General features: G+C 73.1%; 17 protein-coding genes. 8 read left to right on the top strand and 9 right to left on the bottom strand.

Features of this window, described 5'->3' with window-relative positions:
• Positions 1-27: 27 nt before the first annotated feature.
• From ABZ370_RS06130 to ABZ370_RS06100, 7 genes are all read right to left on the bottom strand, one after another.
• Entirely contained in the window at positions 28-1209 is a 1182-nt protein-coding gene (locus ABZ370_RS06130; protein WP_358617094.1) for a S8 family serine peptidase, read from the bottom strand.
• The gene (locus ABZ370_RS06125) at positions 1206-2093 is read right to left on the bottom strand and encodes a hypothetical protein (RefSeq protein WP_358617091.1); all 888 of its coding nucleotides are present in this window, start codon (positions 2091-2093) and stop codon (positions 1206-1208) included. The genes ABZ370_RS06130 and ABZ370_RS06125 overlap by 4 nt, the downstream gene beginning before the upstream one ends.
• Positions 2094-2355: 262 nt before the next feature.
• Positions 2356-3942, bottom strand: a complete 1587-nt coding sequence (locus tag ABZ370_RS06120; protein ID WP_358617439.1) for a phospholipid carrier-dependent glycosyltransferase — start codon at positions 3940-3942, stop codon at positions 2356-2358.
• A gap of 237 nt (positions 3943-4179) precedes the next feature.
• Complete coding sequence (locus ABZ370_RS06115) at positions 4180-4968, bottom strand: CAP domain-containing protein (RefSeq protein WP_358617089.1); 789 nt, start codon at positions 4966-4968, stop codon at positions 4180-4182.
• A 404-nt stretch (positions 4969-5372) separates the two neighbouring features.
• Complete coding sequence (locus tag ABZ370_RS06110) at positions 5373-6134, bottom strand: GNAT family N-acetyltransferase (protein WP_358617086.1); 762 nt, start codon at positions 6132-6134, stop codon at positions 5373-5375.
• Between the two features lie 494 nt (positions 6135-6628).
• Positions 6629-8953 carry an ATP-binding domain-containing protein gene (locus ABZ370_RS06105; protein ID WP_358617084.1) on the bottom strand — a complete coding sequence of 775 codons (2325 nt, stop codon included), beginning with the start codon at positions 8951-8953 and terminating at the stop codon, positions 6629-6631.
• Positions 8954-9090: 137 nt separating this feature from the next.
• Positions 9091-9651, bottom strand: a complete 561-nt coding sequence (locus ABZ370_RS06100) for a hypothetical protein (protein ID WP_358617081.1) — start codon at positions 9649-9651, stop codon at positions 9091-9093.
• A 50-nt stretch (positions 9652-9701) separates the two neighbouring features.
• On the opposite strand from ABZ370_RS06100, the gene ABZ370_RS06095 reads away from it, so the two are divergent.
• On the top strand, positions 9702-10337 hold the full coding sequence (locus ABZ370_RS06095; RefSeq protein ID WP_358617079.1) for a helix-turn-helix domain-containing protein: 636 nt from the start codon (positions 9702-9704) through the stop codon (positions 10335-10337).
• 11 nt (positions 10338-10348) lie between these two features.
• On the opposite strand, the gene ABZ370_RS06090 is transcribed toward ABZ370_RS06095, so the two are convergent.
• Positions 10349-13066, bottom strand: a complete 2718-nt coding sequence (locus ABZ370_RS06090; RefSeq protein ID WP_358617077.1) for an AAA family ATPase — start codon at positions 13064-13066, stop codon at positions 10349-10351.
• Positions 13067-13139: 73 nt separating this feature from the next.
• On the opposite strand from ABZ370_RS06090, the gene ABZ370_RS06085 reads away from it, so the two are divergent.
• Both ABZ370_RS06085 and ABZ370_RS06080 read left to right on the top strand, forming a co-directional pair.
• Entirely contained in the window at positions 13140-14033 is an 894-nt protein-coding gene (locus ABZ370_RS06085) for an MBL fold metallo-hydrolase (protein WP_358617074.1), read from the top strand.
• Positions 14024-15175, top strand: a complete 1152-nt coding sequence (locus ABZ370_RS06080; protein ID WP_358617071.1) for a carboxylesterase family protein — start codon at positions 14024-14026, stop codon at positions 15173-15175. Before ABZ370_RS06085 ends, ABZ370_RS06080 begins: the two co-directional genes overlap by 10 nt.
• A gap of 22 nt (positions 15176-15197) precedes the next feature.
• Here ABZ370_RS06080 and ABZ370_RS06075 read toward each other — a convergent pair whose 3' ends face one another.
• Positions 15198-15809, bottom strand: coding sequence for a GPP34 family phosphoprotein (locus ABZ370_RS06075; protein WP_358617069.1), 612 nt, complete (start codon positions 15807-15809; stop codon positions 15198-15200).
• A gap of 94 nt (positions 15810-15903) precedes the next feature.
• Here ABZ370_RS06075 and ABZ370_RS06070 point away from each other — a divergent pair, with 94 nt between their 5' ends.
• From ABZ370_RS06070 to ABZ370_RS06050, 5 genes are all read left to right on the top strand, one after another.
• Positions 15904-16569, top strand: coding sequence for a hypothetical protein (locus ABZ370_RS06070; protein WP_358617067.1), 666 nt, complete (start codon positions 15904-15906; stop codon positions 16567-16569).
• 164 nt (positions 16570-16733) lie between these two features.
• Positions 16734-17594: an SAM-dependent methyltransferase gene (locus ABZ370_RS06065; protein WP_358617064.1), complete on the top strand. Its 861-nt coding sequence runs from the start codon at positions 16734-16736 to the stop codon at positions 17592-17594.
• Positions 17595-17648: 54 nt separating this feature from the next.
• Positions 17649-18005 carry a hypothetical protein gene (locus tag ABZ370_RS06060; protein WP_358617061.1) on the top strand — a complete coding sequence of 119 codons (357 nt, stop codon included), beginning with the start codon at positions 17649-17651 and terminating at the stop codon, positions 18003-18005.
• Positions 18006-18205: 200 nt separating this feature from the next.
• Positions 18206-20716: a SpoIIE family protein phosphatase gene (locus ABZ370_RS06055; protein ID WP_358617059.1), complete on the top strand. Its 2511-nt coding sequence runs from the start codon at positions 18206-18208 to the stop codon at positions 20714-20716.
• 1 nt (position 20717) lies between these two features.
• Positions 20718-21821: a substrate-binding domain-containing protein gene (locus tag ABZ370_RS06050; protein ID WP_358617057.1), complete on the top strand. Its 1104-nt coding sequence runs from the start codon at positions 20718-20720 to the stop codon at positions 21819-21821.
• Positions 21822-21835 lie beyond the last annotated feature (14 nt).

The raw sequence follows: 21835 nt of genomic DNA, 5'->3' as shown, positions 1-21835 counted from the left end.
CCGCCACCCCCTCCGCGCGGGTCCCTCTCAGCCGCGCGGAACGCCCGCGGCAGCCGCTGCCGCGCGGCGGCGGCCCGCGCGGGTGATCAGCACCGCGCCGACGACCATCACCAGCCCCGCGCCCGCCGCGCCGAGGCCGATCGTCACCAGGTCCGTCTCCAGGGGCGGATGCTGGGTCTTCGGCGTACCGTCCGGGGTGGCCAGATGCTCCTTGCCCGTGTACTTCACCGGGCCCGTCCCGTCGGCGGGCGGCTTCGAGGAGGCCTGGACGGCGGCAGCGGCGTCGATCGGCCCGTACCCGACCAGCGCGTCGCGCCCGCCGGACGGATGGTGCGCGGTCTTCGTCAGCAGGGTGCGGACCTGAGCCGGGGTCAGCTTGCCGTTGTGCGACAGCATCAGGGCCACCACGCCGGAGGTGAGCGCGGCGGCGGGCGAGGTGCCGTTGACCGGCTCGTAGCCGCCCGTGTTCTTCGCGCTCACGATGGCCACGCCCGGCGCGGCCACCGAGTTGTACGTCCGCACCGTGGAGAACTCGGCGCGGCTGCCGTTCTGCTGGGTGGCGGCCACGGCGATCACGCCCGGGTAGCCCGCCGGGTACGAGGCGTCGTTGAACATGTCGCCGTCGTTGCCCGCCGAGGCGATGACCGGGATGCCCTTCTGTGCCGCCCGGGCCAGGGCGTCGACCTCGTCCTCGTCGACGCTGTCGCCGAACATCTCGCCACCGAGCGACATGGAGATCACATCGGCGCCATGGTCGACCGCGTAGTCGATGCCCTGGCCGACCGGGCTGGGCCCCTGCTTCCAGTCCTCGGGGTCGTGATACTGCTTGTCGTCGATCACCCGGACCGACAGGATGCTCGCCTCCGGGGCCGCCTTGAGGACGTCCGAAGCCATCGCGGTGCCATGGCCGCCCCAGCGTGAATCGCCGGGCTGCAGACCGTCCTTGAGGAAGTCGGGGCCGGTGGTCACCTTGCCGTGGAGCGCCACATGGTTGGTCATGACGCCACTGTCCAGGACCGCGACCTTGACGCCCTTGCCCTGGGCGGTGCGCTGCGCCGACGCCAGGCCGAGCGCCTTCGCCTCCCAGCTGGTGGGCGTCGGGGGCGCGGCGGCGGCCGGGGGCGCGGCCACCACGCCCAGCACCGAGCCGAGGACGACCGCCGTCATGGCCGTGCCGACGCGCGCGCGAGTGTGTCGCCGGGTGCTCATGAGGTCTCCTCCAACAGCAGATCGCCGAGGTGCGTGTTCAGGGCGTCGACAAGTCCACTGGCCGCGCCCCGCCACGGGGCACGGTCCTGCTCGGCGTCGGAGCTGTACCTGCCCCACTCGCCGGGCAGCTCGCCCGCCTTGCGGCCGTCGACCGCGCCGGTGGAGGCCATGAGGGCGTACGGGACGTACATCTCGGTCACCGTCGCCCCCGCCGAGGCGTTGGACCGCGCGTCGCTCCACCGGGCCGCGACGGTGCCGGGGACGGCGTACGCCTTCACACCGGGGCCCGGGTTGTGCTTCTCCTTCTCGCCGTCGAAGAAGGTGCCCATCTCGTTCTTCACGGAGTCGCCGCCGGGCAGGACGATCAGCGCCGCGGTCGCCACGGTGTTGCCCGTCGGGTCCACGTAGGTAGCACGCAGGACGGCCTTGCAGCCGAGCTTCTCCGCCTCGGTCGCGGTGGCTCCGCTCAGCCCGTCGTCACAGCCGGTCTGCTCGGATATCCCGATGCGGTGCCACTGCGCGCGTTTGCGGTCGTTGCCCGCGGACTGGGCGTTCTCCCTGGGCGCGAGAGTGTCCGGAAAGAGCTTGTCGGCGGGCTCGTTGCGCCACATCGAGGCGCCGTACTCGCTGTGGTTGGCGATGTTCTGGCTGTGGTTGGAGTAGGCGTGCGCGGTCAGCGCGCCACCGCCCAGCATCCCGAGCGCGCCGGTGATGCCGAGGAAGGCGGAGAGGCAGGTGCGCCCCGTGCTCTTCCGCTGCGGCGCGGGCGGCTGCTGCGTGGGCGGCTGCGGGGCGTACATGGCGCCGTAGGGCGCGCCCTGCCCGGGGTACGGTGCGCCCTGCCCGGGGTACGGCGGGGCCATGGGCGGGGGTTGGGGTGGCATGGGCGGCGGGCCCTGCTGGGGCTGTTGTTGCCCGTATTGCTGCCCGTGTTGTTGCCCATGCTGTTGTCCGTAGGGCCCGGCATGTCCTGGGCCTTCGGGCGGCCTCGGGTACGACATGGGCACTCCTCCTCGGTGTCGGCGATCGGCGAGCGGGCGCAGAACAACCGAGGAGACGACCTCCGACGCACACGCCCCCGCACGTGCAGAGGTGAACCTTACCGATCATGGCCGGAAACAGAGCAACCGGCCCTGGCTGTGAGAGCTACGTCCGGCGGTAGACGGTGATGGAGTGGCCGACCTCGCCGACCGGCCGACTGTGCTCGATCAGCGCCGCCAGCCTGCCCCGCGCCCCGGCGACCGAGGAGTCCGAGACGGCGAGCAGCCCGTGCACCCGGTCCGGGGACACTCTGCGCGGGTCGGGGGCGTGGATGCCGTACGCGGACGGCACACCGCTGCCCTTGTACACCAGCCACACCCGCTGGTCCCGGTAGCGCCCCCGGAGGCGGTCGGCCAGCCGCCCCAGGTCCTGGCCCCAGTCGACGTTCGAATCGTGGAGATACCGATGGGTCCCGGCCAGGCCGCCGAACGCCTCATTGGCGTACGGCAGGTAGTACGGGAAGGTGTGCAGCGAGCTGACCGCCACGCATACGGCCAGGGCCACCGTCACGCCGCGGGCCCCTCGCCACCGGAGCGTGACCACCCCGGCCGCGGCGACCGCCAGGAACATGGGCAGGAAGAGCGCGTAGCGCACACCGAGGTCGCGGGCTCCGTCCATGGCCACGGCCAGCAGCACGGCCGCGGGCAGGAGGACGTACGGCGCCGCGGGCCGCAGCCGGGGCGCCGCCACCATCGCGACGGCACCGGCGGCCCACAGCGCGAGCATGCCCAGGGGCGTCTTCACCAGCAGCGCGGCGGGCAGGTAGTACCAGAGCGAGCCGTGGTACTGGTGGCCGAAGAGGAAGCCGCGCCACAGCTGGTTCTCGAATCCGAACTGGACGCGCATCCCGTCCTGGAACGGCTCGGGGACCGGCAGCAGGTCGACGACGAGCCCGCGCAGCCCGTGGACGGCCGGTACGCCGCCGGGCGTGGTCCAGCGCAACCGCGGGTCAACGGCGAGATACGCGGCCCACACCACGGCGAGCGCGACCAGCGCCATGCCCACCGCACCCGCCGCGCCCAGGGCCAGGACCCGCGCCCTGCCGCGCCATCCGGTGCCGGGGGCGCGGCGGGCGTACGCGTACGACAGCACCGCCAGGAGCATCAGCACCGGAACCGCGGGCAGCGCGCTCATCTTGGTGGCCACGGCCGCGCCGAGCGCCGCCCCGGCGAGTGGCAGATGCGTGAGGGGGCGGCGGCGCGCCCGCCACAGCAGCCATACCGAGGTCAGCAGAAATCCGGCCATCGGTGCGTCGAGCGTGGCGAGTGAGCCGTGCGCGATGACATCGGGCGAGAACGCGTACAGCGTGAGCGCCGCCACTCCGCCCACGGGACCGGCCAGTTCCGTTGCGAACGCGAAGACGACCAGCCCGAACAGCAGCGTCAGCACGATCACCGGCAGCCGCGCCCACAGCATCACGTGCCATGGGTCGTTGCCCGACTCGTACAGCAGCCGCCGCCCCAGCGCCCCCTGGTCCCCGGCGAACCCGGGGGCGAGGCGGGCATGGGCGAACAGCAGCCCGGCGGCGATGATGAGCTTGCCCAGCGGCGGGTGTTCGGGGTTGAACCGCAGGCTGTGTTCCTGCAGATACGTCTTCGCCGTCCCCACGTACACCGGCTCGTCGATGGTCGGCGTCTGCTCCACGGCCGTGGTCACCATCGCGACGGCCATCTGCGCGAGCAGCACGGCCATCACGACCACGACGAGCACGGCCACCCGGCGCCGCGGCCGCCACGGCCCTCCGGCCCGCGGTTCTCCGGTCCGCGCCATCGGACCGACGGCCACCCGGGTCCCTCGGGTCACCCTGTCGAGGACACCTGCCACGTGCATGGCACCAGACCATAATGGTGCGCATCCGCGAACGGGCCCAGGAACGCGAACTCGGCGCGAACCGCGAAAAGAGTGCGGGCGGGAGCGCGGGTGTGCGAGCTAGCGGGCCGTGCCGAAGTCCTGCGTCCAGTAGTTGCCGGACCCGGAGTGGCCGACGCCGATCTCCTTGAAGTCGCAGTTCAGGATGTTGGCCTTGTGACCGGAGCTGTTCATCCAGCCCTCCATCACGCTCTTGGCCGAGCTGTAGCCGTAGGCGACGTTCTCACCGTAGGTGCTCCACGAGTAGCCCGCCCGCTCGATCCGGTCGCCCGGCTGCGACCCGTCGGACCCGGTGTGGGACATGTTGCTGTGCTCGGCCATGTCCGCGCTGTGGTCCTGGGCGGCCTTGGTGAGCTTCGCGTTCACCTTCACCGGCGAGCAGCCCACCTTGGCGCGCTCGCTGTTGACGAGGTCCACGACCTCGTCCTGGGCGCTGGACGCGGTGGTCGACGCGGAGTCGGCGGCCTTGGTGACGGGGGCGGCGGTGGTGGCCGGGGCCTTGGACTTCGCCGCCACCGGGGCGGTGGCGGACAGGGTGGTGGCGGGGGCGGAGGTGGTGAAGGTTCGTCTCGGGGTGGCGGAGGACGAGCGCGACGACCGCTCCGTCACCTTCGCCCGCTTCGTCGGCGCCGCCGCCTTCTCCGTCTTCTCCGCGTCCCGGTGGTGGCCCTTCTCCTCCCACCGCTGCGACGCCGACGCGGACGCCGTCACACCACGGGCCTCGGTGCCCTTGTCGTCCGGCCCGTCCAAGCACGCCATGGCGACGGACGGCACACCCACGGCGGCCACCGCGACGGCCGCGACGGCTATTTTCCGGTGGTGCGTGTTCGTGCTGCGGTGCTTGTTCATGCGTGTCCCTCACTCGGTAATCGCGGCACGCCCTCCCCCGTGTACGGCTGACTCTGCGCGGAGCGATGCCAGAACTGCCGAGGCGCGGTGTGGGCCGTCATTCTTAGGGCCGTGGCGAAGCCAATGCAACAAATGTTCGCTACTACCGTGGGTCGTAGTGCGGGGTCGCTTGCGGAGGGATACCGAGGTGTGCTGCGCAGGTCTCGTGAAGGAGATGTGACGGTGTCCCGCCGTCAGAACGCCTGGTGGCCTTGTGGCCGGGCGGGACTCCGGACCTGCGGCGAAACCGGATACGACATGTCGGCAAGGGCCGAAAAGTCTCCGATTTCGCCGAGCGGGTATCTACTATTGCGCCCCGTTCGTTCCGGGGGCCGGTGTGACTGTTGTCATGAGGTTCGCCGCGCTCAGTCGGAGGCGATCCGGGCGGCCACGCAGGGGTCCTCATTGCGGTAGCCGAGGCGGGTGTAGAGCCGTTCGGCGGGGGTGTTGTCGGCGAGCTGCCACAGGGTGCAGAAGCCGTGGCGGCGCACCGCGTACCGGGTCAGCCACGACGTCAGCGCCGCGCCCAGCCCCTGGCCGCGCTGGGCGGCGTCCGTCGCGACCGACGCCATCAGCGGAGCCCCGCTGTCCCGCAGGCTGCTCATGGCGCCGCAGGCCACCAGTCGGCCGTCGTCGCCCCGGATTCCGCACCACAGGCTCACATCCGCGGAGTCGGGGCCGGTCGAGTAGGCGGGGCTGTGTTCGCCGAGGAAGGCGAGCAGCTCATCGTGGTGGCTCTCGTCGAGGACGACCACGCGCTCCTCACCCCGCTGCACGGGCGGTTCCTCCAGCGTCCAGCGGAACACCCACTCGACGATGTCGTCCACCGGCAGATGGCGGGCGACCAGCGCGTCGGTGCCGCGCGGCGCGGTGAACTCCCGCACCTGCTCCGGACGGCGCTGCGCGGCGCGCAGCACGAGCCCGGCGGCCGCCTCGGCGGCGCCGACGGTCCACACATGCCCGCGGACGTCGTCGAGCCACGCCGCCGCGCCATCGCCCGACCAGCCGAAACGGCCGACCGGTCGCTGCCGCGCCGCGCCGAAACGCAGCAGCGCGGCACCGGGTCGCAACTCCAGGCCCTGTTCGAACAGGTCCGCGGTCCGGGGAGGAAGAGTCGTTGCCAGCATCGCTCTCAGGAAGGACGTAGTGGAGGGACGGCGACAGCCCGGACACGCGCGGGCGCGACCGGAGACTGTCCTACTGGGGTATGGGGGCCCGTCGGCGGCTGCGCGCGCGGGCGCGCCCGGCCGATCGGGGCGCTCTACTGTCGCACACGGCCCCCGGCCCGGGGCAAATCTGCGGCGGCGCCTACCAGGGGTTCGCCGAGCCGCCGCGGAAGTGTCCCCCGCCGTTCAGGATTCCGCTGCCACGTGTCCCCCTGTACGGGGCGGGGTCAACTGCCCGACGGTTACGGGCGATCCGCACCGGAAGCGGTTCGCCGCCCACCGACGCGTACCGACCCGGTGCGGCCGTCTGCCGGAACGCGGCGTGGGGCGGCGGCGGACGCCGCCCACGGCGTACGTCGGTGGCGGCGCGGTGCGGCGGGGCCGTGGCCGTCGCGTCACCGCACCGCCGCACCCGCGCGCCACCGCACCTGCACGCCGCCGCACCGCGGCCCGGCTCACCGCTCCGGCTCCGGCGCGGCGGCCGCGTCCTGCGGCTCGGGCAACCCGGCCGGCTCTGCCAGCCCGGCCAGGGCACCCGGCAACGTCCCGGTGTGTACGACGCCCAGCCGCTGGGTCGCCCGGGTCAGCGCCACGTACAGGTCGCTCGTCCCGAACTCCGCCGGTTCGGCCACGATCACCGTGTCGAACTCCAGACCCTTGGCCTGCCGCGGGTCCAGCAGCACCACCGGGCTGGTCAGGTCCGGGGACCGGCCCGTGGACGCGTCCGGTAGCGCGGCCGCGAGGGCGTCGTGGTGGGCGGGCGGGGCGATCACCGCGAGGCGGCCCTCCGTCCCCGACTCGCGCGCCACGGCGTCGGCCACCGCGCCCGGCAGGTCGGCCGGGTCGGCGGTGTGCCGCGCCCAGGGCCGTACGCCGGTGGCGCGGACCGAACTCGGCGGCTCGAAGGCGGGGTCCGCGGACCGGGCCACCTCCGCCGCGACCGCCATGATCTCGGCCGGGGTGCGGTAGTTCACGCCGAGCCGGGTGTGTTCCCAGCGGTCCTCGACGAACGGGGCGAGGATCGAGGACCAGGAGCCGCAGCCGCCCGGCTCCGCGGTCTGCGCCGGGTCGCCGACGAGCGTCATGGAACGGGTCGGGGACCGGCGCATCAGCAGCCGCCACGCCATCGGGGACAGCTCCTGCGCCTCGTCCACGATGATGTGGCCGAAGGCCCAGGTGCGGTCGGCTGCGGCGCGTTCGGCGGCGGTGCGGTGGTCGGCCTCCTCGTTGCGGTCCGCCAGGCGTTCGGCGTCGATGAGGTTGTGGGCGGCCAGCACCTCCGAGTCGTCGTCCTCGCGGTCCTCGAACTCCTGGGTGCGGGAACCGTAGGAGAGGTCGAGCACGCCCTGCGCGTACTCGATGCGCTCCAGCCGTGCGCCCTCGGCGGCGGCGCGGGCCGCGGAGTCGTCCTCGCCGACCAGTTCGGCGGCCTCGTCCAGCAGCGGTACGTCCGCCGCGGTCCACTCGCCGCCGGTGCGGCGGATCGCGTCGGCGTCGGCGTCGGAGAGGTGGACGGGGTCGGTGAGGAAGTCCGCGACGAGCTGCCGCGGGGTGAGTTCGGGCCACAGCTCGTCGATGGCGGCGTGCACCTCGGGGCTGGCCGCGATGGCCTTGCCGAGCTGGGCGATGTCGTCCGGGCCAAGGAGGTTCGGGCCGCCGTAGGGGTCCGCGCCGATCCGGTCGGTGAGCTGGGCGGTCAGCCCGTCGATGACGCTGAAGGCGAAGTGCGGGCGGGCCAGGTTGTGCGGCAGCCCGGTTTCGCGCGCCCGCCACAGCGCGTCGCTCGCGATGTCCGCGTCCAGGATCAGTTCACCGTCGTCGTGGTCGATCACGATCGCCGGGTCGGGCAGCGCCTGCCGGTCCCGTACGAAGCGGGCCAGGGCATCCGCCATGGTGGCGCGGCCCTTGGCCTCGGCGGCCGCCGGGGTGTCGGTGCCGGTGGCGGTCACGCCGGGGAACAGCTCGCCGAGCGTGGCCAGCAGCACACCGGTCTCGCCGAGCGCGGGCAGCACTTCGCCGATGTACCCGAGGAACGCCGGGTTGGGCCCCAGGACCAGCACCGCGCGGCGGGCCAGCAGCTCGCGCTGCGCGTAGAGCAGATACGCGGCGCGGTGCAGGGCGACCACGGTCTTCCCGGTGCCGGGGCCGCCCTCGACGACGAGGACACCGTGGTGCGGGGCGCGGATGATCCGGTCCTGCTCGGCCTGGATGGTCTGCACGATGTCATGCATCCGGCCCGTTCGGGCCGAGTCGAGCGCGGCGAGCAGCACGGCGTCCGCGTCGCTGTTCTCATGCCCGGTCCGTACGGCGTCGGACAGGTCCAGGATCTCGTCGTGCAGGGCGGTGACCTGCCCGCGCTCGGTGGTGATGTGCCGCCGGCGGCGCAGCCCCATCGGGGTGTGCCCGGTCGCCAGGTAGAACGGGCGCGCCACATCGGCCCGCCAGTCGATGACCAGCGGGGTGCGTTCCACGTCGTCGCGCCGGATGCCGATGCGCCCGATGTGGTGGTCGCGGCCGTCGCGGAACGCCAGCCGCCCGAAGCACAGCCCCCTCTCCCCCGCGTCGAACGCGGCGAGCAGCCCGGACCGCTCGGCCACCAGCACATCGCGCTCCAGCCGCGCCTGGAAGTTCCGCCCCTCCATCGACAGGGCGTCACCCACCGCCTCCTCGGCCCCGGCCCGCAGTTCGGCGAGACGCGCGTGAAGCAGGTCGATGAATTCCTGCTCCTGACGCAATTCCGCGTTTGACAATTCAACTCCCGCTGGATATGATGACTTCATCGAGTTTCCATGTGCCCCGAATGCGTGCAGGCACACAAATCCCCAATATACTCAGCGGAAGTCCCTGGTCGTCAAGGCGGCCGGGGATTTTTCCTTTTCTTATCCTCACGTAATTCCCGGCCGTGGGTTCCACCGGATCAAGGTGACGCCGTACGCGACGAGCCAGACCACCCACAGCAACCACCCGACGAGCCCGAGCAGCCCGAAAGCGTCACTCCGGCCGAAGAACCACGTGGTGAGGGTGGCCGAGCCGAAGAGCAGCGCGGCCGAGACCAGTCCGAGGCGGCCGTGCCATTGCCGTCCGGGGCCGTGTCCTCCGAGGCCGTGGACGTGAGCGCCAGCCGGATCGCGATGACGCCCGCGAACGCGGCGTTCTGCAGGACCAGACCGGCCAGGCCGAGCAGGGACCACGCCTCGCCCCGGCGGCGCTCGGACCGCCACAGCACGGAGACCACGCCCGCACCGAACATCGTGGCCAGCACCCAGGCGGCGGGGGTGAGGGCGGAGCCGATGCCGACGATACGGCTCTCGGTGCCGAAGAACGCGATGACCTCGCCGAGCCCGGCGCCGGCGACCGGCAGCCCGGCGGGCACCTGGATCACATTGCTCAGGCTGATCATCGCGGCGAACCCGAGGGCGGCGAGACCGCAGATACGGGGGAAGCCCATGGTGGTTGCCTCATTGATTTTACGCAGCATATATTCATTATAGGTAGCGACAAGTCAGTGGCAACACCGAAGGGGAAGCCGTGAGTTCAGAGCCGGGCCGACGCCGTTACGAGTCGATCCGCCGTACGGCGCAGGCGCAGCAGACCCGGGCGGAGATCGCCCGCGCCGCCCGCACCTGCTTCGTCGCCCAGGGCTGGTCCGGGACGACCGTGCGCGAGGTGGCCCGGGAGGCGGGCGTCTCGGTGCCGACGGTGTACGCGGCGTACGGGAACAAGACGGGCCTGATGCGGGCGGTGGCGGACGCGGCCGGTCTCTCCGCCGACGCGACGCGGATGCTCACCGAGCTGGAGGCCCCGGGAACCGGGCCCGCCCGGCAGCTCGCCGCGATGGCCGGCTACGACCGGCGGCTGTTCGAGCGCGCGGGCGATGTGATCACGCTGATGCGCGAAGCGGCGCGCACCGAGACCGAGTTGGCCACGGCGTACCGCGACGGCCGGGCCCGGGGCGACGAGACCCGGGTGCGGGTGTTCTCGTCCTGGCCAATCGGCACGCTGCGCAGCGGCCTGGGCATCGCGACCGCGGTCGACGTCTACGCGGCGCTGTGCAGCATCGACGTCTACACCACGCTCACCGTCGAACGCGGCTGGCTCCCCGACGCCGTCGAGCGATGGTGGGGCGAGGCCCTGGCCCGCGAACTGCTGACGTCTCGACCCTGAGATGCCGGGGTCTACGTCCGCCCGGAAGCCTCCAGGACGTCGCGGAGTTGGGAGCGGGCCGTGACGCCGAGTTTGGGGAAGCTGCGGTAGAGGTGGGAGCCCACGGTGCGGGGGGAGAGGAAGAGGCGTTCGCCGATTTCGCGGTTGCTCAGGCCCTTCGCGGCGAGGCGGATGATGTGCTGCTGCTGGGGTGTGAGGGAGGTGAGGGCGTCCGGGGCGGCGGGGGCCGGGGCGACACCGGCGGCGCGGAGTTCGGCTTGGGCGCGGTCGGTCCAGGGGTGGGCGCCGAGGCGGCGGAACGTCTCCAGCGCGGTGTGCAGGCGGGGGCGGGCGTCGGTGATGCGGTGGGCGCGGCGCAGCCATTCGGCGTGGTCAAGGAGGATCTGGGCGCGTTCGAAGGGCCATTGACGGCCCGCGGGGTCGGCCAGGGCGGCTTCGAAGTGCGGTTCCGCTCGGGACGGGTCGAGCAGGGCGTGGGCGCGGTGGATCAGTGCGCGCATCCGGGGTGAAGGGTCGTCGGCGAGCCGCTTCTCGGTGCGCTCCACGATGGCGGCGGCCTCCGCGTGATGGCCGGTGCGTACGGCCGCGGCGGCGAGTTCGGCGAGGCCGGTGTGGGAGCACGCGTAGTGGACGGGGTCGCCGTCGGCGGTGAACAGCAGGCGGAACTGTTCGTACGCGGTCACCTGGTCGCCCTCGGCGACGGCGGCCATGCCGAGCGCCCAGCGGGCGCGGACGGCGACGGCGCGGCTGCGGTCCGGGTCGACCAGGGACAGCGCGGCCGACGCGGCGGTGCGGGCCTCGGCGGTCCGACCGGTCAGGGCCAGCGGGGCGGCTTCGAGGGACCGCACGGCGGCTTCGAGGTGGGGCAGCCCGGCGACGGAGGAAGAGGTGTTGGCGGCGGCGAGCCGGGCCTGCGCCCATAGCCCGTGGTCCAGGTACGCCCACCCCGCGGTGCAGCCGAGGCCGGTGGGCAGAGCGCCGCGCAGCCGCCAGCGGTCGAGGGCGTCGTCGAAGATCCGTACCGCGAGGGCCGTCTCGTCGAGCAGCCAGGCCATCGCGCCGAGCGAGTTGAGCAGCGCCGGGTCGCCGTCCGCCCGCTCCACCAGCTCCGGGAGCGCGGCCACGTGGGCGGAGCGCGCGTCGGCGGGGTCGGTCACGGTGAGCGTCCAGGGATCGCCGTGCGCCCGTGCCCGTATGGCGCGCCGGTGGTCCTCGTCGCCGGAGTAGAAGACGGCCACGGAGGCCAGGACGGTGGCGGTCCGGCGCAGCCGGGGGTCCTCCGCCGCGCGCGTCAGCAGCGTCAGCGCGGTGTCGTGTTCGGCGCTCAGTGTGAGCACCTGTCCGACCCGCAGCGACGCCTCGGCCACCAGCGCCGGGTCGTCGGTGAGGGCGTGGGCCCGGGCGGCGAGTTCGCGCACCCAGTGGGGCTGACCGGTGGCGACGGCCTCGCGGGCGGCCGCCACCAGGCGGCGGGCGCGGTCGTGGGTCGCGGGGCTCAGCTCGGCGGCGCGCTCCAGCGCGGTGACGGCGGCGGTGTATCCGCCGCGGGTCCGGGCCCGGCCCGCGGACTCCTCCAGCGCGGCGGCGATCTCCTCGTCCGGGCCCTCCGCGGCGGCGGCCAAGTGCCAGGCGCGGCGGTCGGGTTCCCCGGTGAGCGACGCGGCGAGGTCGCGGTGCGCCCGGCGCCGGGCGGCCAGCGGTACGGAGTGGTAGACCGCGGACCGGATCAGCGGATGCCGGAAGCGGGCCCGCCGGGCGTTGCCGCCGCCGGTGATCCGGAGCAGTCCGGCGGCCTCGGCCGGGGCCAGCGCCTCGATCCGGCCCGCCACGGCCCGCTCGTCGGCGGCGACCAGGAGCAGGGCGTGGCGGGTGGCCTCGGGCAGGGCGTCGAGGTCGGCGGCGTAGAGCCGCGTCAGACGGTCGGTGGGCGGCAGCAGCTCCTCGCCGGTGGCGTCCGGAACGTGCTGGATGTGCTGGATGTGCTGGACGTCCACGCCGTACGCCCCGTTCGCGCTGTACGCCCTGTCCACACCGTACGCTTCGTCCCTCCCGTACGCGCGGGCCAGTTCGACCAGGGCCAGGGGGTTTCCGGCGGCCTGGCCGAGGATGCGCATCCGGCGGCCGCCGGTGGGCGGATGGGGCTGCCGGTCCAGCAGCCGGGCGGCGGCGGAGCCGTCCAGCGGGCCCAGGGCGAGCGTGGGAAACCCGGAGAACGCCGCCGGGGCCGCGCCCGTCGTGTCCCTGGCCCCCGTGTCCCTGGCCCCCGCGAGGACGGCGAGGGGTTCGTCGTCGACGCGCCGGGCGGCGAAAGCCAGCGCCTCCAGCGAGCCGGTGTCGATCCACTGCGGATCGTCGACGAGCACGAGCAGGGGCGACCGCTGGGCGAGGTCGGACAGCAGGGCGAGCAGCGCGACCCCGAGCAGCAGCCGGTCGGGAGGCCCGTCGCCCTCGCTCCCCGCGCCGATGGCGCCGAGGAGGGCCGACCGCTGGCGGGCGGGCAGCCGGGCGGTGTCACCGAGGACCGGCCGCAGCAGTTGGTGCAGTCCGGCGAACGGCAGGTTCGCCTCGCTCTCGCTGCCCGTCATCCGCAGCACCCGCCCCCGGTGCCGGTCCGCCGCCAGCTCGAGCAGGGTGCTCTTGCCCACGCCCGGTTCTCCCGTCACGATGAGCACGCCGCTGGTCAGGCCGAGCACGGCCGCGCTCTCGCTCTCCCTCCCCACGATGGTCATCACCCGACTGTATCCGCCGGTGCAGTCATGTGACGGATACCGCCGGACCGGGACCGGGGAGCAGGCTGGACGCATGGACACCATGACACTCGGCAACGTCGGCATCACCCGCGTGGTCGAGCTGCCCTCCACGGGCCTCCCCCGCGACATCATCTTTCCCGACGTACCCATGGAGCACTGGCGCGCACACGAGAGCTGGCTGGCTCCCGAGTTTCTGGACCTGGCCGCCGACACGGTGCGCACGATGATCCAGACCTGGGTGCTGCGCAGCGAGGGCCGGACCATCCTCGTCGACACCGGCATCGGCAACGGCCGCGAGCGGCACATGCCGCTCTTCCACCACCTGGACACCAACTACCTCGGCGAGCTGGCCGCGGCGGGCGTGCGCCCGGAGGACGTCGACACGGTGATCTGCACGCATGTGCACGGCGACCACGTCGGCTGGAACACCACGCTGGTCGACGGCGAGTGGCGGCCGACCTTCCCGAACGCGCGGTACGTGATCTCACGCGCCGACTTCGACTACTGGAACCCGGAGAACGGCCACCGCACCCGCTCGGGCCCGGGCATGGCGAACGTCTTCGAGGACAGCGTGGCCCCGGTCCACCAGGCGGGGCAGACCGTGCTGTGGGAGGGCGACCACTACGACATCGACGCCCAGCTGCGCCTCGAACCCGCCCCCGGCCACACGCCCGGCTCCACCGTCGTACGGCTGCGGTCGGGCACGGACCGGGCGCTGTTCGCGGGCGATCTGCTGCACAGCCCGCTGCAGTTCGCCGAACCGCATGACAGCCCCTGCTTCGACGAGGACGAGGACCAGGCCCGGATCGCCCGCCGCCGAGTGCTGGAGTCGGCGGCGGACGAGGGCGCCCTGCTGTTCCCCGCGCACTTCCCCGGCGCGGGCGCGGCCGAAGTACGGCGCGACGGCGACCGGTTCGCGGTGAAGGAGTGGGCGGCATGGCGGTGACGGTCTTCCGCAACATCCCGTACGCCGCCGCCCCGACCGGTGCCGCGCGGTTCGCGGCGCCGACGCCGGTGGACGGCGTACGCGGCTCCGACGGGCCGGGCCCGACCGCCCCCGCCCCGGCGCGGCGCTTCCCGCTGGACCTGAGCCCGGTGATGGGTTCGGGCTGGGTGCGCGGCGACGACTATCTGACCCTCAACGTCTGGGCCCCGCAGGAGCGGGCCGGGCAGGAGCGGGCCGGGCAGCGGGCCGACGCGCCGGTGATGGTCTTCGTGCACGGCGGCGGCTTCCTCTCCGGCACCGGCCAGGCGCCCCTGTACGACGGGACGTCCTTCGCCCGCGACGGTGTCGTCCTCGTCACGCTCAACTACCGGCTCGGCGCGCCCGGCTGGCTCGATCTGCCGGACGCGCCGCGCAACCGTGGCCTGCTGGACGTGGTCACCGCGCTGCGGTGGGTGCGGGACCACATCGCGGAGTTCGGCGGGGACCCGGACCGGGTCACGGTGTTCGGGCAGTCGGCGGGCGCGATGATCGTCAGCGCGCTGCTGGTGACGCCCGAGGCGGCCGGGCTGTTCCGGCGCGCCATCAGCCAGAGCGGCGGACTGCACACGCTGACCGGCGAGCAGGCGGCGGAGACGACCCGCGCGCTGGCCGACCGGCTGGGCGTTCCGGCGACGGTGGCGGGCTTCGCCGACATCCCCGACGAACGGCTGCTGTCCGCGGTGGCCGATCTGCCCGTCGGGGCCCGGCTGACCCCGTTCGGGGTGGTGCTCGACGACGTACCCGAGGCGCGTCCGGTGGACCTGCTGGTGGGCACGAACAGCCAGGAATCACGGCTCTACCAGCAGCCGCGGTACAGCGCGGCCATCGACGCGATGTTCCGGGGCGGCAGTCAGCGGCTGGTGTCCCTGCACGGCAAGGCGTTCCGTTACGACTTCGACTGGCGGGACGGTCCATACGGCGCCTGCCACACCGCGGAACTCCCGTTCGTGTTCGACAACACCGCCCTGCCCGCCCTCCGTACGCCCGAGGGGCTGCTCGGGCCGGACATCCCGCCGTCGCTCGCCGCGGAGATGCACGGCGCGTGGGTGCGCTTCGCCACCACCGGCGAGCCCGGCTGGTCGGGGACGCACCGGTTCGGCTAACCGCGTCGGCGGCCACCGGAGTTCAGTAGCCGCGGCGGACGTTGTCCACGGCCGCCTCGCCGCGGCGCCGGTCCCGCCGCTGCCGTTCGGCCGCCAGCTCCGCGAGCGCGTCCTCAAGGGCGGCGAGCACCCGCTCCACCGCGTCGTCGGACACCTTCGGGGGCTCGCCGCCCGGCTCCCGGACGCCGATGGCCTCCGTCAGCGCGGCGAGGACCGGCTCGTCCGACCGATAGCGGTTCGCCGCGTGGCGGCGGGCTTCGGTGTCGACGAGGACGAGTTCGCGGGTCCAGAACACCTTCCAGCGGCGGTTGCGCTGCCGGACGAGCTGTCCGTCCGCCTCCAGCGCGGACAGATAGGCGGCGGACAGCCCGCGGCCCCTGCGCCACAGCCAGTCGCCGACGGACTCGTACGGCTCCTCCCGCACGAGCGACGAGGCGGCCTGGCGCAGCAGCGGGTCGTCCGGCATGCCCGCGAGCCCCGGCACGACGCGCTCGCCGTGCAGCCCTGCTTCCTGGGCGCCCAAGAGGTCGATCAGCTCGGCCCCGGCGAGCCCGAGCGACAGATCGCCCCGCTCCACCAGGCGGCTGGGCTCCCCGTCCATGGTGACGATCAACAGGTCCCGGGATGTGGTCATGAAGGGCTCCCTGTCAGGCGTCCGTTACGACCAGTGTCCTCCCGGTGTCGTACGGATGCATCCTCCCAGGTCGGGACTTGGCTTCCCTGGAACGGTGATCGAGACTGTGGTCATGGACATGGAGCAGGGGACGGGCCAGGAGTACGTCGTCACGACCGACCCGGGAGCGGTGGCCCGGATGCGGGCCGCATCGCTGCGCAGCCTGCCGTGGTCCGCGTGGAGCGGGGTGGTCGGCTCCGTGTTCATGCTCGTGGTCATGGTCGGCACCGTCTACTTCGTCTACACCACCGCTGTCCACGCCACCACCACCCTGCTGATAACCCTGTTGATGATCACGTGTTTCGTGCCGATCTACCTGCGCGACTCCACACGCCGGTTCGCCGCGCTACGGCGGCTGAAGCAGACCTGGGCGGTGAAGGAGATCTCCCCGGTCGCGATGCGGGTGACCGATGAGGGGCTGTGGTGTGTCGTCGACGCGGCGCCCGAGCCCGTTTTCCTTCCTTGGGCCGCAGTCGCGAACGTCCAGGTGAAGGGCCGCGGTCGCCTCAGTGTGCTGCTGGTGGCGCTCGCCCCCGGCGCCCCCACCACCCCCGGGGTCAGCGGGCTGAACCAGCCCGAGGTGAAGAGCCGCACGCGGCGGAACCGGAAGGGCGTATCGCGCCTCCACCTCGCCGTCCACTCTCCCCTCCAGCCGGTCAGCGAGAGCGAGATCGACCAGGCGCTCGGCCACTTCTCGGGCGGCCGCGTGCGCGTCCGCTGACGGGATGCGCGCCGGGGACATGATGAACGGCCCGTCAATGACCGCTCCACCGCGAACAGTTATCCGGACCCGCGAGTAACCGGCCGTGCCGGGCAGCCTACGATCCTTGCGGAGAGGCGCCGCGATCGCCCCGCATCGCGCCCGGAAACGGAGGAGGACGCCACGTGGCCACGCAAGGTGTAGCACCCCAGACCGGGAGCGGGCCGGAGCCCCCCAACACCCCGCTCAACCAGGGACGTCCGCACAGCGCCCGGATGTACGACTACTTCCTGGGCGGCAAGGACAACTACGTCGCCGACCGCCAAGCCGCCGCCAAGGTGCTCACGCTGTGGCCGGGGGTCATGGTCGCGGCGCGCACCAACCGGGCGTTCATGCAGCGCGCGGTCCGGTTCCTCGCCGCCGAGCGGGGCATCCGCCAGTTCCTCGACATCGGCACCGGCATTCCCACCCGGCCCAATCTGCACGAGGTCGCCCAGTCGGTGGCCCCGGAGAGCCGGGTGGTGTACGCCGACAACGACCCGATCGTGCTGGCCCACGCGCAGACGCTGCTCACCAGCAGCCCCGAGGGGCGCACGGCGTATGTCGACGCGAATGTCGCCGACCCGGACACGATCCTCTCCTCCCCCGGCGTCACCGAGGTGCTGGATCTGTCCCAGCCGGTGGCCCTGAGCCTGTGCGCGCTGCTGCACTTCGTGCCGGACGACTGGGAGCCGTACGGGATCGTGGGCAAGCTGGTCGACGCGCTCGCGCCCGGTTCGTATCTCGTCCTCAGCCACATCACCCCGGACTTCGACCCCGAGGCCACCCAGCGGACCGTGCAGATCTACCACAGCGGGGGCATTCAGGGGAAAATCCGTACCCGGGACGAGGTGGAACGGTTCTTCACCGGTCTGGAGATGGTCGAGCCCGGCCTGGTGGTGCCGCACCGCTGGCGCACCGACCTGGCCGCCGGGGACCCGGGGGTGGAGACCGGCGATGTGACCGACGAGGAGGTGTCCTTCTGGGCGGGTGTCGCCCGTAAGTGAGGGGATTTACGTCAAGTCACTGTGCGTGCCCCCGCAGTTCGCTACTGTGACGACATGAGCGCCAGGAACGTGGACCCCGCCGACGAGTGGCCGCTGCCTCCGCCCTGGATGTGGGGGTGCGACAAGTGCACCGATCTGTACCGGGCGATGAAGCAGGCCCCCAAGCTGGTGGACGCCGCGCTGGAGGAGCTGGGGCCGGGGACCGACTGCGATCCCCACGACTCCATCGTGTCGACCCAGATCCGGCTGGCCCGGCACATCGCCACCCGCCATGTCGCGGAGCTGCCCGAGGCCGACGAGAACTGCGAGCGGTGCGTGTCGGACGCGTCCGGGAGCCTTCCCGCCGTGCTCGCCCTGGAGCACCGCGCCCGCCACCTCTTCGCACCGCCCAGCATCGTCCACATGCTGTAGTCCGCTCGCCGCCCTCCGGCCCGCCGTCCGGCCCGCCCTGCGGCTTCCCTGAGCTGTGACATTCTGGTGGGTGGGTGCCCTGCCACTCCTGGGCGGCGCGGTCCGGCATCGCCGGATACGGCACCCCTGCCCCCGCCGCCCGTGTTCCGGGGACTTCCACCTGCCCGTACCTGCGGCACGGAGGGGAGGCAGACGGGAACATGCCCCACAACGCCGGTGCGATGTCCCCGGCGCCGGAACCCACCGGGAGGGAGCGGGTTCTCGCGTTCGCCGGGGTGTCGCTGGCGGCCGTCTATGTGCTGGGCGAGGGGAGCGACGGCCTGCGGCTGGTCGAGACCGCGAGGGCGGCCGGGACCGGCACGGCTCCGGATGCCCTGCCGAAGCACTACGCGCTCTCCGACCGCTCCCCCGCCGCCGACGCCCTGTGCACCGGGCGCCCCCTGTGGCTGGACTCCGACGGCGTGGCCGCGTACCAGCGGGACGGGTCGGCGGCGCGGTGGCCCGGTGCCTCGCTGGGCGCGCTGCCGCTCGGGGCCGAGGGCGGCAGGCTGGGCTGTCTGCTCATCGTGGGCAGCGCCGCGGACGGTTTCGAGGCGGAGCAGCGGGGCTTTCTGCTGCGCTACGCGGACGCGATCGCCACCCGGCTCCGGGCGGCCGGTGCGTCCCGCCCCGCGGCCCGCACCGGGGCGACCACGCTGCTGGGTCCCGCGCTGCGGAGTCTGCGCGTCGGATCGTTCGTCCTGCTGCCCGGCACGGGCCTGATCGAGGCGGACCCGACCCTGCTGGACCTGGTCGGTATCGCGCCGGACGACTTCGACGGCACGGTGGACACGCTGCTCGCGTGCACCGTGCCGGAGGATCTGCCCGCGCTGCTGTCGGTCGTCGAGCCCACGGCGCAGGCGGCCGGGGACCGCGAGCTGGAGTTCCGTATCCGCCGGTCGACCACCGAGGTGCGCTGGCTCCGGCTGAGCTGCCGGGTGGGAACCGACGCCACGGGACGGCCGGAGCGCGTCGTGGGCGTGGTCACCAGCGCTGCCGCGCTGCGCCCGCGCGCCGACGACGTGTCCCGGGTGCAGTGGCTGACGACCGCGCTGGACAACGCGATGACGGTCCGGGACGTGAGCCGGGTGGTGGTCGCCGCCCTGGGCGAGCCGCTGGGAGCGGACCGGGTGGCGCTCGCCGAGCTGCAGGCGGACCGGCTGGTGGTGGTGGGTCTCGATCCGCCGCAGGCCGACGCGTGGCCGGAGCTGTGGCGTTCGGAGTGGCATTCCGAGTGGCCCGACGCGTCGCTGCACGCCCTGCCGAGCCTGCGGGCCACGCTGCGCGAGGGCCGTCCGCGGCTGTGGCCCGCGGGTGCCGCGCTGGAGCCGGGGCTCGCGGGCATCGGCCCCGGCGGGCTGGCCGTGCTGCCGCTCCCGGCCCACGGCCAGGTGGCGGGGGTGTGCCTGATCGGCTGGGACGCTCCCCATCCGTTCGGCCCCGAGGAACGGTCGCTGCTGACCGCGACCGCGGGGCTGGTCGGCCAGACCCTGATGCGGGCGCACACCTACGACGCCGAGCAGGAGCTGGCCACGATGCTCCAGCGCAGTCTGCTGCCGCGCAGCCTGCCGCCACTGCCCGGCGGGGTGGCCGTCGCCCGCTATCTGCCCGCGATGCGGGGACTCCAGGTGGGTGGCGACTGGTACGACGTCATCGCGCTCTCCGAGAGCCGGGTGGCGCTGGTCATCGGCGATGTGCAGGGGCACAGCGCCGCCGCCGCGACGATCATGGGCCAGATGCGGACGGCGGTCCGCGCGTACGCGGTGGAAGGGCATCCGCCGGATGTGGTGGTGTCCCACGCCAACCGGCTGCTCGTGGGCATGGAGGCGGATCTGTTCGCCACCTGCGCCTATGTCGAGCTGGACATGGAGGAGGGCAACGCCTGGTTCGTCCGGGCCGGGCATCTGGCGCCGCTGGTGCGCCGCCCGGACGGCACCACCGAGGAGGTGGTGGTCGAGGGCGGGCTGCCGCTGGGGGTGGTCGCGGACGCGGAGTTCCCCATGACGGCGGAGCCGCTGGCGCCGGGCACGGTCCTCGCGCTGCTCACGGACGGTCTGGTCGAGTCCTCGACGCTCCATCTCGACGAGGGCATGCGCCGGATGCGCCGCGCGCTGGCCGCCGCCCCCACCGATCTGGGCCGGATGGCGGACGCGCTGCTCTCGGTGGCCGACCAGCGTCACGACGACGTGGCGCTGCTGCTCCTGCGGTACGACGGCATGCGGGTGCGGCCCATCCGGGCCGGCTGGCTGGTGTGGCGGCTGCCCGACGCCGTCATGCACGCCCGCCGTTTCACCGCGCGCACACTGCGCTCGTGGGGCCTGTCGGACCAGACCGATGTGACGCTGCTGGTCGTCTCCGAACTGGTCACCAACGCGCTGATGCACACCCACGGCACGGTCCGCCTCGACCTCACGTACGCCATCGACCGGCTGCGCGTCGCGGTGAGCGACTCCTCCCCGCGGGCGCCCGCCAAGCCGGTGATCACCGACTGGGAGGCGACCGGGGGCCGGGGGCTGCTGCTGGTCGAGGCGATGTCGGCGTCCTGGGGCTCGGTACCGGTCGGCGGCGGCAAGCAGGTGTGGAGCGAGATCGTCGTACCGCCGCGTGAGGCGGATGTCGCCGGGCCCGGTGACACCGGACCCGGGCCCCGCGTCCGGCAAGGGGGTGGGTGAGATGAGGATGCCCCGTACCCGGAGTGCCGTCGCCGCCGTGGCCGCGGGGCTGCTGGCCGCGTCCCTGGCGGCGTGCGGAAACAACGGCGGGGAGCAGGACGGGAACGCCTTCACGGTCGGCCTGCTGCTGCCGAGCCAGCAGGTCACCCGGTACGAGAAGGCCGACCGGCCGATGATCGAGAAGCGGGTCAAGGAGCTGTGCCCCGGCTGCACCGTGGCCCACGCCAACGCCGGGGACGACGTGGCGAGCCAGCAGCGGCAGATGAACTCCATGATCACCAGAGGGGTGGGGGCGCTGATCCTCGATCCCGTCGACGCCAAGGCGCTGCGCTCCTCGGTCCAGGCGGCACACAAGGCGGGTATCCCGGTCATCGCCTACGACCGGCTCGCCCAGGGTCCGATCTCGGGCTTTGCCTCGTTCAACGGCGGACAGGTCGGCAGGCTCCAGGCCAGGGCGCTCCTGGACGCCATGCGGGCCAGGGGGGACGGCCGCCAGATCGTCATGATGAACGGCGATCCGAGCAGCCCCAACGCGGGCTGGTTCAAGCGGGGCGCCATGTCCGTCCTCAAGGACAAGGTGCGGATCGGCAAGTCGTACGACGTCATCGAATACCGGCCGGACAACGCGTACGACGACATGGAGGCCGCCGTCACCGCACTGGGCCCGCACCGGATCGGCGGCGTCCTGGCGGTCAACGACAGCGTCGCCTCCGGTGCCATCTCGGCGCTGAAGTCCGCGCGGATCAGGCCGGTGCCGCCGGTCACCGGCCAGGACGCCGACCTCGACGCCGTGCAGCGCATCGTCAGCGGCGACCAGTACATGACCGTCTACAAGCCCTTCAAGGCCGAGGCGCACGCCGCCGCCGCCATGGCCGTCGCCCTGGGGCACGGCCGGAGCCTGCGCTCCATCGCCCGGACGACGGTCGACAGCCCCACCACCGAGAACATCCCGGCCTCCCTGCTCACCCCGATCGCCGTGACGGCCACCAACATCAAGAAGACCCTGGTCAAGGACGGTGTGTACACGGTCCGGGAGATCTGCACGCCCAAGCTCCGGCCCGCCTGTGACAAGGCCGGCCTCACCCGCTCCGGCCCCGCCCGCTGACGGAGGTGATGTTC

It is taken from the genome of Streptomyces sp. NPDC005962 (assembly GCF_040629205.1).
In the GTDB taxonomy this organism is placed as follows: domain Bacteria; phylum Actinomycetota; class Actinomycetes; order Streptomycetales; family Streptomycetaceae; genus Streptomyces.
Note: the sequence above shows the minus strand (reverse complement) of the source record. Positions and strands in the feature narration are given on the sequence as shown.

Coding starts and splice junctions, on each gene's coding strand:
- ABZ370_RS06130 (WP_358617094.1), bottom strand. CDS start 1,209: ATGAGCACCCGGCGACACACTCGCGCGCGCGTCGGCACGGCCATGACG.
- ABZ370_RS06125 (WP_358617091.1), bottom strand. CDS start 2,093: ATGCCACCCCAACCCCCGCCCATGGCCCCGCCGTACCCCGGGCAGGGC.
- ABZ370_RS06120 (WP_358617439.1), bottom strand. CDS start 3,942: ATGGCCGTGCTGCTCGCGCAGATGGCCGTCGCGATGGTGACCACGGCC.
- ABZ370_RS06115 (WP_358617089.1), bottom strand. CDS start 4,968: ATGAACAAGCACCGCAGCACGAACACGCACCACCGGAAAATAGCCGTC.
- ABZ370_RS06110 (WP_358617086.1), bottom strand. CDS start 6,134: ATGCTGGCAACGACTCTTCCTCCCCGGACCGCGGACCTGTTCGAACAG.
- ABZ370_RS06105 (WP_358617084.1), bottom strand. CDS start 8,953: ATGAAGTCATCATATCCAGCGGGAGTTGAATTGTCAAACGCGGAATTG.
- ABZ370_RS06100 (WP_358617081.1), bottom strand. CDS start 9,651: ATGCTGCGTAAAATCAATGAGGCAACCACCATGGGCTTCCCCCGTATC.
- ABZ370_RS06090 (WP_358617077.1), bottom strand. CDS start 13,066: ATGACCATCGTGGGGAGGGAGAGCGAGAGCGCGGCCGTGCTCGGCCTG.
- ABZ370_RS06085 (WP_358617074.1), top strand. CDS start 13,140: ATGGACACCATGACACTCGGCAACGTCGGCATCACCCGCGTGGTCGAG.
- ABZ370_RS06080 (WP_358617071.1), top strand. CDS start 14,024: ATGGCGGTGACGGTCTTCCGCAACATCCCGTACGCCGCCGCCCCGACC.
- ABZ370_RS06075 (WP_358617069.1), bottom strand. CDS start 15,809: ATGACCACATCCCGGGACCTGTTGATCGTCACCATGGACGGGGAGCCC.
- ABZ370_RS06060 (WP_358617061.1), top strand. CDS start 17,649: ATGAGCGCCAGGAACGTGGACCCCGCCGACGAGTGGCCGCTGCCTCCG.
- ABZ370_RS06055 (WP_358617059.1), top strand. CDS start 18,206: ATGCCCCACAACGCCGGTGCGATGTCCCCGGCGCCGGAACCCACCGGG.
- ABZ370_RS06050 (WP_358617057.1), top strand. CDS start 20,718: ATGAGGATGCCCCGTACCCGGAGTGCCGTCGCCGCCGTGGCCGCGGGG.